Below are 16,915 nucleotides of genomic sequence, written 5' to 3' on the forward strand. Positions count from 1 at the left end.
GAGGGACTCAGGCCTGGCCGAGCATGGACTTGACCTTGTCGCGTAGCTGATCGATCGAGAACGGTTTGCCGATCACGTGCATGCCAACAGGCACTTCAATGCTTTCGGCATAACCGCTGGCGAACAGGATCGGCAGTTCAGGGCGCAGCATCCTTGCCTGAACGGCCAGTTCTCGTCCGTCCATCACCGGTAAACCGACATCGGTCATCATCAAATCGATGTACTGGTCTTCGTCGTTGAGAAATTCCAGCGCCTTTTCGCTGCCATCCGCCTCAAGTACTTTGAACTCCAGCTCCTCCAGCACGTCAACGATCAGCATGCGCACAATGGCATCGTCTTCGACTACTAATATGATGGATGCGTCGGCGGACATAGTGGGAGCTCTCAAAGAATGAATTCAGGGTGCCGGTCAATAAAATTGCGGGGCTCTTGCGTGAGTAAGTGGTGGGTCCCGACAAGTTCCCAATGCTGCGCAAAAAAGAACAACGGTACACGGGTGGCAAGGATAACCGCTCCCTTTGCGCTCGCGCAGCTAAATGCGGGGATTTACCTTGATACACGGCAGAAAATTGGATCAATACGCCTTTTTTGGGGCAGACTCCATCATTTCGAACAGTTCGACAAGGCCTTCCCATGACCACTGCGTCTTCGGTTGATGAGCAACGATTCCGCAAACTCCTGAGCCGCAACGTCAGCCTGCCATTGGGTGTCGGCATCATCAGTGCGGTGTTTTTTGTCTCGCTGATCACTTATTTGTTGTCAGTGATCCAGTGGGTCGAACACACCGACCGGGTGATCAATAACGCCAATGAGGCATCGAAATTGACCGTCGATCTGGAAACCGGCATGCGCGGTTTCCTGCTGACCGGTGACGAACACTTTCTTGATCCCTACGAGACGGCCAAGCCAAGAATAACGGTCGCCCTCAACACCTTGCTCGAACTCACCGCTGACAATCCGGCGCAGACCGATCGTGTGCGTCGTCTGCAAGCGTTGCAAACCGACTGGACAACCTACGCGCAATCGATGATCGATTTGCAGCGTACCAGCGGTGATTACCGCGCTGCGGTCAAGACCGGGCGCGGCAAACGGCTGACCGATGAAATTCGCAAGCAGTTCGAAGAAGTGATCGACATGGAGCAGCAGTTGCGTGCCACGCGTAACGACGATGTGCGCCGTACCACGATCTGGAGCATCGGCCTGTACCTGTTATTCGTCGCCGGTATCAGCGCCTTGCTGGCCTATATTGGCCGTCGCGACCTGCTTAATCTTTCGCAAGACTACAGCGCCAACCTGGCCGCGCAGCAAGCCAGCGCCCGGCGCCTGGAACAACAAGCCTGGCTGCGCAATGGCCAGACTGAGCTGGCCGAGCAAGTGTTGGGGCAACTGAGCCTCAATCTATTGGGCCGCAACATTTTGCAGTTCTGCGCGCAGTACCTGGGAACCGCCGTCGCCGCCATTTATGTTCGCGAAGACCACGGTGGCCTCAAGCGCATTGCGTCCTACGGTTTCTCGCGTGAGCAGGAAGAACGCGACCAGCAGATTTACAGCGATGAAGGGATTGTCGGTCAGGTCGCGAACCAGGCTCACCTGATTCGTCTTGATGATGTTCCGAGCGATTACTTCAAGGTCAGTTCCGGCCTCGGCGAAGGCCTGCCGCATAGCGTGCTCGTGGTGCCGACCAGTGATGACGAGCGGGTCAATGGCGTGATCGAACTGGGTTTCTTGCGCCCGTTGATTGATCGTGACATCGAGTTGCTTGAGTTGATTGCCGGCAACATCGGCACCTCGATCGAAGCCGCTCGTTATCGGCAACGTTTGCAGGAAGTGTTGGGTGAAACCCAGCAGCTCAACGAAGAGCTGCAAGTGCAGCAAGAAGAACTCAAGACCGCCAACGAAGAACTTGAAGAGCAGTCGCGAATTCTCAAGGAGTCCCAGGCGCACCTGGAAACCCAGCAGGTAGAGCTGGAGCAGACCAACGAGCAACTCGCCGAGCAGGCGCAGATCCTGGCGGATCAACGCGATGCCATGGACCTGAAAAACACCGAGCTGAACCAGGCTCAGGTGCAGCTCGAGGATCGCGCCCTGGAGTTGCAGCGCTCCAGCAAGTACAAGTCCGAGTTTCTCGCCAACATGTCCCATGAACTGCGCACGCCGCTGAACAGTTCGTTGATCCTGGCCAAATTGCTTGCTGAAAATCCTCAGGAAAACCTCACTGCCGAACAGGTGAAGTTTGCCGAGTCGATCTATTCCGCCGGGAATGACTTGCTTAATTTGATCAACGACATTCTCGATATTTCCAAGGTCGAGGCCGGCAAGCTGGAGATGCGTCCCGAGAACGTCAGCGTCGAGCGTCTGGTAGACGGCTTGCGCGGGATGTTCGAGCCGATGGCAACCGACAAGAACCTCGCGTTTCACGTCGAGTCGCAACCCGGTTCGCCAAAGATGCTCTTCACCGACCGCCAGCGTCTGGAACAAGTGATCAAAAACCTGCTGTCGAACGCGGTGAAATTCACCGAGAAAGGCTCGGTCAGCCTGACCGTGGCGTCGCAGCCCAATGATGGTGTCGCCTTTATCATCCGCGACTCCGGGATCGGTATCGCCGAGGAGCAGCAAGACAGCATTTTCGAAGCGTTCCGCCAGGCTGACGGCACCACCAATCGCCGTTACGGCGGCACCGGTCTGGGCTTGTCGATTTCTCGGGACCTGGCCGCGTTGCTCGGTGGTTCGATCAGCGTAACCAGTGAGCCGGGGCAGGGCAGTGTGTTCACCCTGGTCTTGCCCCAGCAATACGTCGAGCCGGGAGACGAGCCTGTCGAACCCATGAAGGCTTCTCCCGTGGCAATCACCCACCGCGTGGCACCGGCAGCGCTGGTGCCGCTGATTGCCGAGGTGGATATTCCTCGCTTCAACGACGACCGCACCCAGGCGCCATTCACCACACGCTGCATTCTGGTGGTGGAAGATGAGCCCAACTTTGCGCACATCCTCTACGACCTTGCACACGAGCTGGGCTATCAGTGCCTGGTCGCCCACGGTGCCGACGAAGGTTATGACCTGGCCAAGGAGTTTATTCCCGACGCCATTTTGCTGGACATGCGCCTGCCGGATCATTCCGGGCTAACCGTGTTGCAGCGGCTGAAAGAACACGCCGAAACCCGGCACATTCCGGTTCATGTCATTTCGGTGGAAGATCGGGTCGAAGCCGCGATGCACATGGGCGCCATCGGTTACGCAGTCAAGCCGACTACTCGTGAAGAACTGAAGGATGTGTTCGCCCGCCTCGAAGCGAAGCTGACTCAGAAGGTCAAACGGGTGCTGCTGGTGGAAGATGACGACGTACAGCGCGACAGCATTGCTCGCCTCATCGGCGACGAAGACATCGAGATTACTGCCGTTGGCTTGGCTCAGGACGCCCTGGACCTGCTGCGCACGACGATTTTCGATTGCATGATCATCGACCTGAAACTGCCGGACATGCTCGGCAACGACTTGCTCAAGCGCATGTCCACGGAAGACATCTGCTCGTTCCCGCCGGTGATTGTCTACACCGGGCGCAACCTGACCCGCGATGAAGAGGCGGAGCTTCGCAAGTATTCGCGCTCGATCATCATCAAGGGCGCACGCTCGCCCGAGCGTTTGCTGGATGAGGTCACACTCTTTCTGCACAAAGTCGAATCGAAGTTGTCCCATGAACGGCAGAGGATGCTCAAGACCGCGCGCAGCCGCGACAAGGTCTTCGAGGGTCGCAAGGTGCTGCTGGTGGATGACGATGTTCGCAACATCTTCGCCCTCACCAGTGCGCTGGAGCAAAAGGGCGCAGTCGTGGTCATTGGCCGAAACGGTCGTGAAGCGATTGAAAGACTGAATGAAGTCGAGGACATCGATCTGGTGTTGATGGACGTGATGATGCCGGAGATGGATGGCTTCGAAGCCACTATCGAGATCCGCAAGGACCCGCGCTGGCGCAAGCTGCCCATCATTGCAGTGACGGCCAAGGCCATGAAGGACGATCAGGAGCGCTGCTTGCAAGCCGGCGCCAACGATTACCTGGCCAAGCCCATTGACCTGGATCGCCTGTTCTCGCTGATTCGCGTGTGGTTACCGAAGATGGAACGTATTTAGTGGAACGCATTCATTCAGTGGAGCGAAATAGCGAAATCGAATTGCGCTTGTTGATCGAGGCGATTTACCTCAAGTACAGCTACGACTTTCGCGATTACTCCGGCGCGTCGATCAAGCGCCGGGTGAATCATGCGCTGGCACAATTCGAGTGCAACACCATCTCGGCCCTGCAAGAAAAGGTGCTGCACGATCCGGCTGCGTTCATGCAATTGCTGCAATTGCTGACGATCCCGGTCAGTGAAATGTTTCGCGACCCTTCGCACTTCCTTGCGATCCGCAAGGAAGTGGTGCCACTGCTCAAGACCTATCCATCGATCAAGATCTGGATTGCCGGATGCAGTACCGGTGAAGAGGTCTATTCGATGGCGATTCTGCTGCGCGAAGAAGGCTTGCTCGACCGAACCATCATTTATGCCACCGACATCAACCCACGCTCGCTGGAAAAGGCCAAGAAGGGGATTTTCTCCATGGAAAATGTCCGGGCCTACACTTCTAACTATCAGCAGGCGGGTGGCCAGTGTTCATTCGCCGACTACTACACGGCGGCTTATGGTTACGCGATTTTCGACAAAAGCCTGTGTGAGAACGTGACGTTCGCCGATCACAGCCTCGCGACGGACAGTGTCTTTTCAGAGACTCAATTAATTTCGTGCCGTAATGTATTGATTTATTTCAATAAAAATCTTCAGGATCGCGCGTTCGGGTTGTTCCATGAGTCCCTTTGTCATCGCGGGTTCCTGGTGCTGGGCAGTAAGGAAACACCTGAATTTTCGGCCTACGGCAACCAGTTCGAACCGCTGGTCAAACAAGAACGGATCTACCGAAAATCATGAGCGACGCTGTAGATGTTCCTTCAATCGAGGCTATCGTGATCGGCGCTTCGGCCGGCGGAGTGGAGGCGTTGCTCACTATTCTTGGCCCGCTGCGTGAAGGCTTCACATTGCCGATCATTGTGGTGCTGCACCTGCCCGACGAGCGCCGCAGCTTGTTGGCCGAGGTGTTTGCGCGCCGGGTTTCTATGCCTGTTCGGGAAGCGACCGATAAAACCCGGGTTGAAGCCGGGACGCTGTATTTCGCCACACCCGGTTATCACTTGTCGGTGGAACAGGACCACAGCTTCTCGTTGAGCCTGGAAGATCGCGTGCATCATTCGCGACCCGCCATCGATTACCTGTTCGAGTCCGCTGCCGATGCCTACGGTTCAGCCTTGGCCGCCGTGTTGCTGACGGGGGCCAATCGCGACGGTGCCCGTGGCCTTTCCCACGTTAAACGTCGCGGTGGCCTGACCATCGTGCAAGACCCGACTGAGGCGCAGGTCGCGACGATGCCTCAGGCAGCACTGGATATTCAGCCGCCTGACCATATTCTCACTGTCCGCGGCATCGGCCGTCTGCTTGTCGAGCTGGAACGAATAGCATGTTAAGTAACATCCAAGCCAAATTGCTGATCGTCGACGATCTGCCGGAGAACCTGTTGGCGCTCGAAGCGCTGATCAAGCGTGAAGACCGTATGGTCTACAAAGCCTTGTCCGCTGATGAAGCCTTGTCGCTTTTGTTGCAGCACGAATTCGCCCTGGCCATTCTCGATGTACAGATGCCGGGTATGAATGGCTTCGAGCTGGCCGAATTGATGCGCGGTACAGAAAAAACCAAAAACATCCCGATCGTGTTTGTCAGTGCGGCCGGTCGCGAGTTGAACTACGCGTTCAAAGGCTACGAAAGCGGCGCGGTGGACTTCCTGCATAAGCCGCTGGACATCCATGCGGTCAAGAGCAAGGTCAACGTGTTCGTGGATCTGTATCGCCAGAGCAAGGCGATGAAGCAGCAGGTTGAAGCGCTGGAGCAGAGCCGTCACGAGCAAGAAGAGTTGCTCAAGCAGTTGCAGCGCACTCAGCTGGAACTGGAGCAAGCGGTGCGCATGCGCGATGACTTCATGTCGATCGTTGCCCACGAAGTGCGCACGCCGCTCAATGGCCTGATCCTTGAAACCCAGTTGCGCAAGATGCACCTCGCCCGGGATAACGCGTCGGCGTTCACGCTGGACAAGATGCACGCCATGGTCGACCGCGACGAGCGGCAGATCAAAAGCCTGATCCGCCTGATCGAAGACATGCTGGACGTGTCACGCATCCGCACCGGCAAGCTGTCGATTCGGCCCACCCGATTTGATCTGGTGCAATTGGTCAGCAACCTGCTGCAAAACTTTACCCCGCAGGTCAAAGCCGCCGAGTCTTCGGTGACGCTGACGGCCGAGCAGCCGGTGGTCGGCAGCTGGGACGAATTTCGTATCGAGCAAGTGATTTCCAATCTGCTGACCAATGCGTTGCGCTATGGCGCCCACAGCCCGATCGACGTTCGCGTGTACAATCAGGACGGCCAGGCGCGCGTCGAGGTTCAGGATCGCGGTATCGGTATTGGCGAAGAGAACCAGAAACGTATTTTTCAGCAGTTTGAACGGGTTTCGGCCAAAACCGTGGTGGCGGGGTTGGGGCTGGGACTGTTTATTTCGGAACAGATTGTCGCTGCCCATGGTGGCACTATCACCGTCGAGAGCCGGATTGGCGAAGGCGCATTGTTTCGCGTTTGTCTGCCGCTGTAGGGAAACAGCCAAATAAACGCAACCTCTGATCGACCCCACGGTCGTATCAGCAGCTATTGACCGAACAAAGGCTTCCCATGAGTGAAGATGCGCAAGATGTAGTACTCATTGTCGAGGATGACCCCTCGATTCTGATGGTATTGTCCGCCTACTTGTCGGGTGAAGGTTACCGGGTGCTGCAGGCCGAAAACGGCGAGCAGGCCTTTGAAATTCTGGCGAGCAAACCACACCTGGACATGATGATCACCGACTTCCGCTTGCCCGGCGGGATTTCCGGCGTGCAGATCGCCGAGCCTGCGGTGAAGCTGCGACCGGAACTCAAAGTGATTTTTATCAGCGGTTACCCGCAGGAAATCCGCGAGACCGATAGCCCGATCACCAAAACTGCACCGATCCTGGCCAAGCCGTTCGATCTGGATGAACTGCAAGAACTCATGCAGCAAATGCTTTCCTGAGCTCATTGCGATCGGTGGTCGAGGGGAGGGGCGCTTCAAATGCTGATCATCTCCCGCACCTTGGCCGTCAGCAGGTCAAAGGTGAAGGGTTTGGTGATCATCTGCATGCCGGGGTCTAGAAGCCCGCCACGCACGGCGGCATGTTCGGCTTAGCCGTAGACAAAAAACTCCCTCTCATGACTAGGGGAAGCGAGGCAGCAGGCTTGAGTTGCCTGTAGGGACTGCCTGTTCACTTGACCCTCGGCCGTGATGACGGTTCAACCTTTTTGCTGGCCTGACGTGTAGCAGCTGCCGAAGGCTGCGTTCGAGTGCGTAGCGCTCGTTGTCGGATGGTGGGCGGGTGCTACGCCCCCGGTCGCAGCCTTCGGCAGCTGCTACAGAGGGTGGTGTTACAACCCTTGCTGCAACGCGGGGTCGTCCGGATTGAGCTGTTCCAGTTGCGCCAGCAGAATCTGTACGTTCTGCAACTGTCCGCTTTCCTTCCAGTAGTTGATCAGCAGCACTCGCGCCTTGCGGTCGGAAGGGTGGCGCTGGACGATCTCCTGTAATTGCTTTTGCGCAGCTTCCAGCTCTTGCTCAAGGTGCAAGGTGGTTGCCAGGTCATAGCGATAGTCCTTGTTGTCGGGCTCCAGTTCCACGGCTTTGGAAAGGCCGAGCAAGGCAAACTCACTTTGCCCGTGGTGCAGCAACCAAAGCCCCAGGGCATGTTGCAGGTAGGCCGAGTCGGGTTGCGCTTTCAACTGCTTCGCCAGCAACTGGCGTGCGGCATCGCTCTGGCCTTGCCGGTCGAGCACATCAATCTGCATCACCAAGGCCGGCAGATTGCCTGGGTCCAGCTGTAATGTGCGTTCCAGTGCCTCCTGCGCCTCTTTCAACTCGGCGTTGTGCAGGTGCAGGCGCGCCAACTGGTATTGGTTTTGGGCGCTGGGCGGTTGACTGTTGAGGGCCAGTTCCCAAGCATCGATGGCTTGCTCCAACGGCCCGAAATACAACCCCAGATCATCCGGCGACAGCCCCAGCAGAGCGTTGACGGCTGCAAATCGCACGTTTTCCACGTCGTCATCGAGCATCGGGCCAATCAATAGGCTGCGTTGCCCGGAGGAGACCAGACCACTAATGCTTTTGATCGCGGCGATCCGCACGTCCTCACTGGGATGTTGCAGATCCGCGTCCGCCAGTTTCAGGGCCTGCGGGCTTGGGTAGTTGGGCAGTTCGGCATGCAGCCAGAGGCGACGTTTGGCCGACAGATCAGGGCGGCCCAATTGCTGGTAAAGCACCCGTGCAGCCCCCGGTTGACCGGCGCGGGCCTGAGTCAACGCTTCGCTGTAACCACGTTTGATTGCTTCGGGCACCTCAGGCGTCGTGCTGCGCAGGAATAACCAGGCAATAGCGATGGCAAACAGCACACAGAGACTGATGAGCAAGTAGCGGCGGGACTGGGGCATGCAGGAATCCAGGAGCTGGCAAGCTTTTGCAAAGGTCGTCAGCTTCGGTCAGGCCGGGCTGTGAGTCAAACCCTGACGTGCCTCTATATCGACGATTTTGCCTACAGGTTCCGTCGACATTGAAACCTGTCGAGGCCGTGGAGCAGTGACTACGCTTGCTAGAGATGACTCGAAGAGTGCTCCCATGCAACCGCTGCTTCAATACTTCAAGGCCATACTCAATCCCGGGCAAGGGGTGCTGCTGTTTGCCTTGAGAACCATCGTGGCCGGGCTGCTGACGCTGTACCTGGCGTTCCTGTTCGACCTCGATCAACCCAAATGGTCGATCATGGCGGTAGTCATCGTCAGCCAGCCACTGGCCGGAATGGCACTGGCCCGCAGTTTCGGCCAGGTCATCGGCACCACCCTGGGTGCTGCCGCGGCGGTGTTGATCATGGCGATCTTCCCCCAGGCGCCGCTGCCTTTCATCATCACCCTGGCACTGTGGCTGGCGCTGTGCACCGCCGGTGGCACCTTGTTGCGCTACACCAGTTCCCAGGCCTTTGTGCTCAGCGGCTACACGGCTGTAGTAGTGGCGCTATTGGCCATACCTGATCAGGACGGCACTTTCCTGCTGGCCGTTACGCGCGTGACCGAGACGCTTCTGGCGGTGGCTTGCGTCTGCGTTGTCAGCCTGCTGACCGCGCGTCCGGAAGCTGTAGCCCGAAGCTACTTCACCAAGATTGATCACATAATCAAGTTACTGGCGACACACGCCGCTGCCGTCATTCGAACCGAAGAAAGCGACGCCGATTTTCAACGCAGGCAAATGCAGCTGTTGGGCGAAATCAGCGCCCTGGAAGGATTGCGCCGGCATCTTTACTTCGATGCGCCACGGTTACGCAGCGCCGATAGCCTGGTGCAGCTGCTGGGAAATCAATTGGTGTTGCTGACATCAAGGCTGATGGCGCTGCGCCATCAGCGTGAACTGCTGACCGAGCGCTGGAAAGGTGATTTACCCCTGGAGATACAGCGTTTGCGCGCTGAAGAACTGGCATTTCTCGATGAGCTGGCGCAAAAGGGCCGCTCGCTATCGGCCGATGCACGCCAGCATTTTTCGGCATTGCAGCAGCGTTTCGATGATCAGGCTTACAAGGCTGAACAACTGACCGAAACCATGCCGGCCACCCTGCGTTCGCTGGCCTGGGCCCTGCGCTGGGAGCAAGCGCGGTTATTACAGCAACTGGAGCAGATTCTGGAGTTGAGCGACGCCATTCAGGAAGGACGCCAGGCCAGCAGCGTGTTTCGTGGACAGGAGAATCCGCTGCATCTGGATTTCACCCTGGCCGCGATGAACGCCATTCGGGCCTTTACCGCGTTTGTGGTCGCCGGACTGATCTGGATCGAGACGGGCTGGGATGGTGCGCGCGGCGGGATGGTTCTGGTAGGGATTCTTTGTTCGTTGATGGCAACGTTCCCCAGACCGCTACTGGCTGCGCAAAGCTATGCAAGGGGCCTGGGCCTGGCGTTAGTGGTGTCGGCGCTTTACCAATTCATGCTGGTGCCAATGATCAGTGATTTCGAACTTTTGGCATTGCTGTTGGCGCCGTTGCTGTACGCGGTCGCGGTAGGGCTAGCCACACCGGCTACCACCGGCACAGGCATCGGTCTTGGGTTGTCGACCTTTTTGTTGTTGGGGCCGCAAAACGTCGGTATCGGCCAGAACAGTGCGATTCAGTGGTTTGAGTTCGCCGGCGCGTATATCAGCGCAACGGTCCTGGCATTGAGTGTCTTCGCCTTGATCTTCCCGTTCAGACCCGCTTTGCGGATTCGCCGGCTATTCAAGGAAAACGCTGAGCAGGTCTACGCTTTGATGAAGATGCCGGCCACCGATGAACAGCAATTTGCCTTTGAGAGCCGCATGGTCGATCGACTGACCATGATGTTGGGACTGTTGCCGGCGACCAGCGACAAATCTTCCAGCGAGTTGTTTCAGGTCAGCCTCGGGTGCATGGCCCTGGGCGTTGCGTTGAACCAGCTCAGGCAGCAGGGGCAGGGCAACACCCTGTTGAGTTCAGAGCAACAGCGCCGGCTGTTGGCGGCTGTCCGGGACTGCGGAAGATGGGTTGCCGGGCGCCCCGGGGTAGACATCAACCGGCTGCTGGGGGATTTGCACACCCTGGGCGACGAGCTGGACGATCTGCACCTGGAGGTTCACGAGCACCTGTGGTCGGTGTTCCGGATGCGCGTGGCGCTGCTGATCGTGGAGTCGTTCATACAGCGATACCGCGAGTACTTTCAATCTGTAGACGAAGCGGGAGTGCCGGCCCTTGCCCATTGATTTTGAACTGGGTGGCGTGTACTTGCCGCCAATCGCTCAAGCGTTGTTATTGGCGTTGCCGATCTTTCTGGCGCTGGACTGGGGCCTGCGCCGCCTCGGTGTGCTGCGTTTTGTCTGGCATGAAGCTTTATTCGAGGGCGCGCTGTATGCCTGCGTGTGCGCAACGCTGATTCTGGTAATGGGAGCCTGATGCCTTGAAGAACATCCTTCCCCGACTCGCAACACTGGGCGTTGTAGTGCTGGCCTTCATTCTTGGCTGGTTTGCCTGGGAGCATTACACCCGAGCCCCCTGGACCCGGGATGCACGGGTGCGCGCCGATGTGGTGACGTTGTCTGCGGATGTCTCGGGGCGCATCGTCAGGCTGGCTGTTCAAGACAACCAGCATGTTGAGAAAGGCCAGTTACTGTTGGAAATCGACCCGGCTCGTTACACCCTGGCAGTGGAACACTCCAAACGCTCAGTGGAAGTGGCGAAAGGTTCGCTGGGGCAGTCGCAGGCGGCGATTACCGCCAGCGAATCGCTGCTCAGGCAGCGACAGAGCGAGGAGCATCGGCGGCGTACGCTGAAGGAGCGCTCGGCCATCTCTGGTGAAGAGTGGGAAAAAGCCAACACGGAGGTGACCGTGGCTGAGGCCGATCTACTGCGAAACCAGGCTAATTTGATTTTGGCCCAGGCCAATGTGCAACTGGCCATCGCTGCATTAAGCCAGTCCGAACTGAACTTGCAACGTACTCGGGTCGAATCGCCCGTCACCGGTTTTGTCACCAACCTGCTGACCCGTCAGGGGGACTATGCCACTGTCGGAGGCCCACTGTTGGCACTGGTGGACAGCCAGTCGTTTTATGTCAGCGGATACTTTGAAGAGACCAAGTTGCCGCGAATCGCAGAGGGCGACCGGGTCAACATCGAATTGATGAGCGGCGAAGCCTTCGGCGGCACTGTGCAAAGCATCGCCTTTGCTATCGCCGACCGCGAGAACCTTCCCGGTGGGCGCTTGTTGGCCAACATCAACCCCAGCTACACCTGGGTCAAACTCGCACAACGGGTGCCGGTACGGATTCAGATTGACGCCGACTATGCCAACAAAAACCTCCTGCGCGCCGGGACAACGGCCACCGTAACGGTTCTGGAAAACCACAACGACAAGGCAACCCACTAACCCTTGTAGGAGCTGGCTTGCCAGCGAAAGCGGTGTAACAGTCAACATGGATGTTGAATGTAAGGGCCTCTTCGCTGGCAAGCCAGCTCCTACAGGGGATTGCAGTGGGTTTGGAGAATCAGCAGACCAAAAAAAGCCCCGCGACCGAATGAGGCGCAGGGCTAAAAAAATTTGGTTGGTTGCGGCCAACCAAAGGAGCGTTTTAAAAAGCTTACTTGCTGGCGACGGTCTCGGGTTGCCAGCCACCGCCCAGGGCTTTGTAAATCGCGACAATGCCGCTATAGAGATCGGTTTCGGCCTGGGCTTGGGTATCTTCTGCGGCCAGTCGCTCGCGTTGAGCGTCCAGCAGGACGAGGAAGTCCGCCGTGCCTTCGCGGTAGCGAACTTCGGCCAGGTCGGCGGCGGCGCGGCTCGATTCACTCTGACGAATCAGTGAGATCAACCGTTGCTGCCGTTTGCCGTAATCGCTGAACGCGTTTTCCGACTCTTCCAGCGCCAACAGCACTTGCTGCTCGTAACTTGCCAGCGCGCCTTCGGCATCCGCATCGGCTGCGCGTATACGGGCCTTGACACTGCCCAGGTCAAACGCCGCCCAAGTGATGGCAGGGCTCAGTACCCAAGCGTTGGCCGCCGAGGAACCGATTTGCGAGCCGCGACCGGCGGTGAAACCGAGGAAGCCGCTGAGGCTGACCTGAGGGAACAAATCAGCCGTGGCCACGCCGATACGGGCGGTGGCAGAAGCCAGTTTGCGTTCGGCGCTGAGGATGTCCGGCCGACGTTGCAGCAGTTCACCCGGATCGCCAATCGGCAGCGCTTTAGCGATTGCCGGCAAGTTCTTGGGACTCAGGTCGACGGTTAGTTTCTCCGGGCGCTCGCCCAACAGGGTGGCGATGCGATTTTTCTGCCGTACCTGTTCGGCCTGCAATTGCGGCACGCTGGCTTCGACGGACGCCAGACGCGCATCGGCACGCTCCACATCCAGCTGATCGCCGACGCCGGCATCACGCAGGCTGATGGTGATCTTGCGCGATTCCTGTTGGTTCTGCAGGTTCGCCAGCGCGATTTTCTCTCGCAGTTGCGCGCCGCGCAGTTGGCCATAGGAATCCACCAGTTCGGCAATCATGGTGACTTGCAGTTGGTACAGATCAGCCTCTAAAGCCTGTTGTTCAGCGTTGGCTGATTCCAGGTTGCGCTGGATGCGGCCAAACAGGTCGATCTCCCACGCCATGTCCAGGCCAAGGTCGTAGCGTTCGCTGTTGACCTGGTCGGTGGTCTGCCCCGGGACTTGCCCATTGCCCAGGTCGCTGCTGACCCGGCTGGTGATGGTCGGCATGGCGTCATTGCTGATGTCATCACGAATCGCCCGAGCAGCTTTCCAGCGCGCGAAGGCCACGCGCAAATCACGGTTGCCTTGCAGCGATCGAGTCACCAACTGGTTAAGGGTCGGGTCCTCGAATTGCTGCCACCAGATGCCCTCGAAGTGCGAGCGGTCAAAGTTCTTCTGACCGGCAGCACCGTCAGTAGCGGCGGTGATGTTGGCCGGTGCAGTCGCTGGGGTCTTGTAGTCCGGGCCGACGGTACAGGCACTCAGGGCCAGGACCAGCAGGCTCGGCAGGAACGCTTTCAAACTCATTGTTGCGACTCCAGTTTCAGGGCCTTGGCTGCTCTGCGCGCTTCGCCGCGCTCGACAAAGTTGCGAATCAATACGTAGAACACCGGTGTCAGCAACAGACCGAAGAAGGTCACCCCGAGCATCCCGGAGAACACCGCCACACCCATGGCGTGACGCATCTCTGCACCGGCACCGCTGGAGAACACCAGTGGCACAACACCCATGATGAACGCGAAGGAGGTCATCAGGATCGGACGCAGACGCAGGCGGCAAGCTTCAAGCACAGCAGCCAACGGGCTCATGCCTTCGTCCTGCTGTTTGTCCTTGGCAAACTCGACGATCAGAATCGCGTTCTTACAGGCCAGTCCCACCAGTACGATCAAACCGATCTGGGTGAAGATGTTGTTGTCACCCCCCGAAGCGATCACCCCGGTAATGGCCGACAGCAACGTCATCGGTACGATCAGGATCACCGCCAATGGCAGGCTCCAGCTTTCGTACTGAGCCGCGAGTACCAGGAACGCCAGCAGTACGCAGAGCGGGAACACGAACAGCGCGGTGTTACCGGACAGAATTTGCTGGTAGGTCAGGTCAGTCCATTCGTAGGTCATGCCGTTCGGAAGTTCAGCCTTGAGCAGTTTCTCGATGGCTTTTTCGGCCTGGCCAGAGCTGTAGCCTGGCGCTGCCGCACCGTTGATTTCAGCAGTAATGAAGCCGTTGTAGTGCATCACGCGGTCCGGCCCCGAGGTGTCGCTGACCTTTATGAAGGTCGCCAGCGGGATCATTTCGCCTTTGTTGTTACGCACTTTCAGCTGACCGATCTGGTCCGGCTCAAGACGGAACTGTTGTTCAGCCTGAACGTTGACCTGATAGGTACGACCGAAGCGGTTGAAGTCGTTGGCATACAGCGAACCCAGGTAGATCTGCAGGGTGTCGAAGATGTCGCTGACGGCCACGCCGTGGGTCTTGGCTTTTTCCCGGTCGATGGCGGCATCAACCTGTGGCACGTTCACTGTGTAGCTGGTGAACAGGCCGGCCAGTTCCGGCACGCTGTGGCTTTTGTTGATGATGTTCATGGTTTCTTTGAACAGCTCGTCGTAGCCCAGGTTGCCCCGGTCTTCGATTTGCAGACGGAAACCACCTATGGTGCCCAAGCCCTGTACCGGCGGCGGCGGGAAGATCGCCATGTAGGCTTCTTGAATCCCGGCGAACTGACCGTTCAAGGCGCCGGCAATCGCACCGGCGGACATGCTCGAGTCTTTGCGTTCGTCGAACGGTTTCAGGGTCACGAACACGATGCCGGCGTTAGGGCTGTTGGTGAAACCGTTGATCGACAGGCCAGGGAAGGCCACCGCACTTTCCACGCCTGGCTGTTTCAGGGCCAGGTCTGACATGCGTTTGATCACGTTTTCGGTACGGTCCAGGCTCGCCGCATCCGGCAGTTGAGCGAAGGCCACCAGGTATTGCTTGTCCTGGCCGGGGACGAAACCGGTCGGGGTGTTGGCGAAACCGAAGAAGGTCAGCACCATCAAGCCTGCGTACAGGAGCAAGGCGATCCCGCTGCTGCGGATAACCCGGCCCACGGTGCCGACATAACCATGGCTGGCTTTGTCAAAGAAGCGGTTGAACGGACGGAACAACCAGCCACCGAAAATCTTGTCGAGGACCTTGGAGAAACGGTCTTTCGGCGCGTCATGGCTTTTCAGCAATACGGCAGCCAGTGCCGGCGACAGGGTCAGCGAGTTGAAGGCCGAGATCACGGTTGAGATCGCAATGGTCAAAGCGAACTGTTTGTAGAACTGCCCAGTGAGACCCGAAATGAACGCCGCCGGGATAAACACTGCACACAGCACCAGCGCTGTAGCGATGATCGGGCCGGTCACTTCACGCATGGCACGCTTGGTCGCTTCGACCGGCGTAAGCCCCAGTCCAATGTTTCGCTCGACGTTCTCCACCACCACGATGGCGTCATCCACCACGATACCGATGGCGAGTACCAGACCAAACAGTGACAAGGCATTCAATGAGAAGCCGAACAGGTGCATCACGGCAAAAGTACCGATCAGCGAAACCGGTACCGCCACCAACGGAATGATCGAGGCACGCCAGGTTTGCAGGAACAGGATCACCACCAGAACTACGAGAATCAGCGCTTCAAAGAGGGTGTGGACCACCGCCTCGATGGAACCACGCACGAAAATCGTCGGGTCATAAACGATGCTGAAATCCATGCCTTCCGGGAAGCTCTTTTTCAGCTCGGCCATCTTCGCCCGAACTTCGTTGGAGATTTCGATGGCGTTGGAGCCCGGACGCTGGAAGATCGGGATCGCCACCGCCGGTTGATTGTTGAGCAAGGAGCGCAGGGCGTATTGGCTGGAACCCAGTTCGACGCGGGCAATGTCTTTCAGGCGTGTGATTTCACCGTTATCGCCGGAGCGAATGATGATGTTCTCGAACTCTTCTTCGGAAACCAGACGACCTTGGGTGTTGACCGACAGCTGGAACGCAGTGGCATTCGGCGCAGGCGGCGCGCCCAGTGCACCGGCAGCCACCTGACGGTTTTGTTCACGAATCGCGCTCACTACATCGGTGGCGGTCAGGTTGCGTGAAGCGGTCTTGTTCGGATCGAGCCAGACCCGCAGCGAGTAATCGCCCATGCCAAACAATTGCACGTCACCGACACCGCCCAGGCGCGCCAGCTCATCCTTGATGTTGAGCAAGGCGTAGTTGGACAGGTAGAGCATGTCGTAGCGTTTGTCCGGCGAGGTCAAGTGCACAACCATGGTCAGGTCGGGCGAAGCCTTGTCGACGGTGATACCGATGCGCGTCACTTCTTCAGGAAGTTTGGGCTCGGTGCGAGTCACGCGGTTCTGCACCTGCACCTGTGCGTTGTCCAGGTCGGTACCCAGCGCGAAGGTGATGGTCAGGGTGATCTTGCCGTCAGCGGTGGACTGCGAGGACATATACAGCATGTTCTCGACGCCGGTGATGGCTTGCTCCAAAGGAGCGGCCACGGTTTCACCAATGACTTTAGGGTTGGCACCCGGGAAGTTGGCGCGGACCACAACGGTCGGCGGCACAACTTCCGGGTATTCGCTGATCGGCAACTGGAACAGCGAGATGGCGCCGGCGATCAGAATCAGCAGCGACAGCACCGCGGCAAAGATCGGCCGTGAAATGAAGAATTGGGAAAAATTCAT

The 16,915-nt window shown here is 58.0% G+C and carries 12 protein-coding genes; 8 read left to right on the forward strand and 4 right to left on the reverse strand.

All coding sequences use genetic code 11. From position 1 onward, the window contains the following. Positions 1 to 7: 7 nt before the first annotated feature. Positions 8 to 373: a response regulator gene (locus ACWGZX_RS28200; protein ID WP_452626409.1), complete on the reverse strand. Its 366-nt coding sequence runs from the start codon at positions 371 to 373 to the stop codon at positions 8 to 10. A gap of 260 nt (positions 374 to 633) precedes the next feature. Here ACWGZX_RS28200 and ACWGZX_RS28205 point away from each other — a divergent pair, with 260 nt between their 5' ends. From ACWGZX_RS28205 to ACWGZX_RS28225, 5 genes are all read left to right on the forward strand, one after another. Next, the gene (locus ACWGZX_RS28205; protein WP_452626410.1) at positions 634 to 4,125 is read left to right on the forward strand and encodes a response regulator; all 3,492 of its coding nucleotides are present in this window, start codon (positions 634 to 636) and stop codon (positions 4,123 to 4,125) included. Further along, positions 4,125 to 4,958: a CheR family methyltransferase gene (locus ACWGZX_RS28210; RefSeq protein ID WP_452626411.1), complete on the forward strand. Its 834-nt coding sequence runs from the start codon at positions 4,125 to 4,127 to the stop codon at positions 4,956 to 4,958. Before ACWGZX_RS28205 ends, ACWGZX_RS28210 begins: the two co-directional genes overlap by 1 nt. Then, complete coding sequence (locus ACWGZX_RS28215; RefSeq protein ID WP_452626412.1) at positions 4,955 to 5,548, forward strand: chemotaxis protein CheB; 594 nt, start codon at positions 4,955 to 4,957, stop codon at positions 5,546 to 5,548. The genes ACWGZX_RS28210 and ACWGZX_RS28215 overlap by 4 nt, the downstream gene beginning before the upstream one ends. Further along, positions 5,542 to 6,723 carry a hybrid sensor histidine kinase/response regulator gene (locus tag ACWGZX_RS28220; RefSeq protein WP_452626413.1) on the forward strand — a complete coding sequence of 394 codons (1,182 nt, stop codon included), beginning with the start codon at positions 5,542 to 5,544 and terminating at the stop codon, positions 6,721 to 6,723. Before ACWGZX_RS28215 ends, ACWGZX_RS28220 begins: the two co-directional genes overlap by 7 nt. 77 nt (positions 6,724 to 6,800) lie before the next feature. Further along, the gene (locus ACWGZX_RS28225; protein ID WP_007949268.1) at positions 6,801 to 7,178 is read left to right on the forward strand and encodes a response regulator; all 378 of its coding nucleotides are present in this window, start codon (positions 6,801 to 6,803) and stop codon (positions 7,176 to 7,178) included. A 389-nt stretch (positions 7,179 to 7,567) separates the two neighbouring features. Here the strand turns inward: ACWGZX_RS28225 and ACWGZX_RS28230 are convergent, their stop codons facing one another. Beyond that, positions 7,568 to 8,623: a tetratricopeptide repeat protein gene (locus ACWGZX_RS28230; RefSeq protein ID WP_452626414.1), complete on the reverse strand. Its 1,056-nt coding sequence runs from the start codon at positions 8,621 to 8,623 to the stop codon at positions 7,568 to 7,570. A 184-nt stretch (positions 8,624 to 8,807) separates the two neighbouring features. On the opposite strand from ACWGZX_RS28230, the gene ACWGZX_RS28235 reads away from it, so the two are divergent. The 3 genes from ACWGZX_RS28235 to ACWGZX_RS28245 are packed head-to-tail and all read left to right on the forward strand — an operon-like array spanning position 8,808 to position 12,103. Further along, the gene (locus ACWGZX_RS28235) at positions 8,808 to 10,943 is read left to right on the forward strand and encodes an FUSC family protein (RefSeq protein ID WP_452626415.1); all 2,136 of its coding nucleotides are present in this window, start codon (positions 8,808 to 8,810) and stop codon (positions 10,941 to 10,943) included. Beyond that, positions 10,933 to 11,133 (forward strand): DUF1656 domain-containing protein, encoded by a 201-nt coding sequence (locus ACWGZX_RS28240; RefSeq protein ID WP_007949274.1) that lies wholly within the window; start codon positions 10,933 to 10,935, stop codon positions 11,131 to 11,133. The genes ACWGZX_RS28235 and ACWGZX_RS28240 overlap by 11 nt, the downstream gene beginning before the upstream one ends. Positions 11,134 to 11,137: 4 nt before the next feature. Beyond that, positions 11,138 to 12,103 carry an HlyD family efflux transporter periplasmic adaptor subunit gene (locus tag ACWGZX_RS28245; protein ID WP_452626416.1) on the forward strand — a complete coding sequence of 322 codons (966 nt, stop codon included), beginning with the start codon at positions 11,138 to 11,140 and terminating at the stop codon, positions 12,101 to 12,103. A gap of 211 nt (positions 12,104 to 12,314) precedes the next feature. Here ACWGZX_RS28245 and ACWGZX_RS28250 read toward each other — a convergent pair whose 3' ends face one another. Together ACWGZX_RS28250 and ACWGZX_RS28255 are read right to left on the reverse strand one after the other, a co-directional pair. Continuing rightward, positions 12,315 to 13,736 (reverse strand): efflux transporter outer membrane subunit, encoded by a 1,422-nt coding sequence (locus ACWGZX_RS28250; protein WP_452626417.1) that lies wholly within the window; start codon positions 13,734 to 13,736, stop codon positions 12,315 to 12,317. Beyond that, positions 13,733 to 16,915, reverse strand: coding sequence for an efflux RND transporter permease subunit (locus ACWGZX_RS28255; RefSeq protein WP_452626418.1), 3,183 nt, complete (start codon positions 16,913 to 16,915; stop codon positions 13,733 to 13,735). The genes ACWGZX_RS28250 and ACWGZX_RS28255 overlap by 4 nt, the downstream gene beginning before the upstream one ends.

Source organism: Pseudomonas sp. CLCA07, from assembly GCF_053615335.1.

Bases quoted from the DNA above. Each gene is read 5' to 3' on its own strand.
- ACWGZX_RS28200 (WP_452626409.1), bottom strand. From the start codon at position 373: ATGTCCGCCGACGCATCCATCATATTAGTAGTCGAAGACGATGCCATT.
- ACWGZX_RS28205 (WP_452626410.1), top strand. From the start codon at position 634: ATGACCACTGCGTCTTCGGTTGATGAGCAACGATTCCGCAAACTCCTG.
- ACWGZX_RS28215 (WP_452626412.1), top strand. From the start codon at position 4,955: ATGAGCGACGCTGTAGATGTTCCTTCAATCGAGGCTATCGTGATCGGC.
- ACWGZX_RS28220 (WP_452626413.1), top strand. From the start codon at position 5,542: ATGTTAAGTAACATCCAAGCCAAATTGCTGATCGTCGACGATCTGCCG.
- ACWGZX_RS28225 (WP_007949268.1), top strand. From the start codon at position 6,801: ATGAGTGAAGATGCGCAAGATGTAGTACTCATTGTCGAGGATGACCCC.
- ACWGZX_RS28230 (WP_452626414.1), bottom strand. From the start codon at position 8,623: ATGCCCCAGTCCCGCCGCTACTTGCTCATCAGTCTCTGTGTGCTGTTT.
- ACWGZX_RS28235 (WP_452626415.1), top strand. From the start codon at position 8,808: ATGCAACCGCTGCTTCAATACTTCAAGGCCATACTCAATCCCGGGCAA.
- ACWGZX_RS28250 (WP_452626417.1), bottom strand. From the start codon at position 13,736: ATGAGTTTGAAAGCGTTCCTGCCGAGCCTGCTGGTCCTGGCCCTGAGT.
- ACWGZX_RS28255 (WP_452626418.1), bottom strand. From the start codon at position 16,915: ATGAATTTTTCCCAATTCTTCATTTCACGGCCGATCTTTGCCGCGGTG.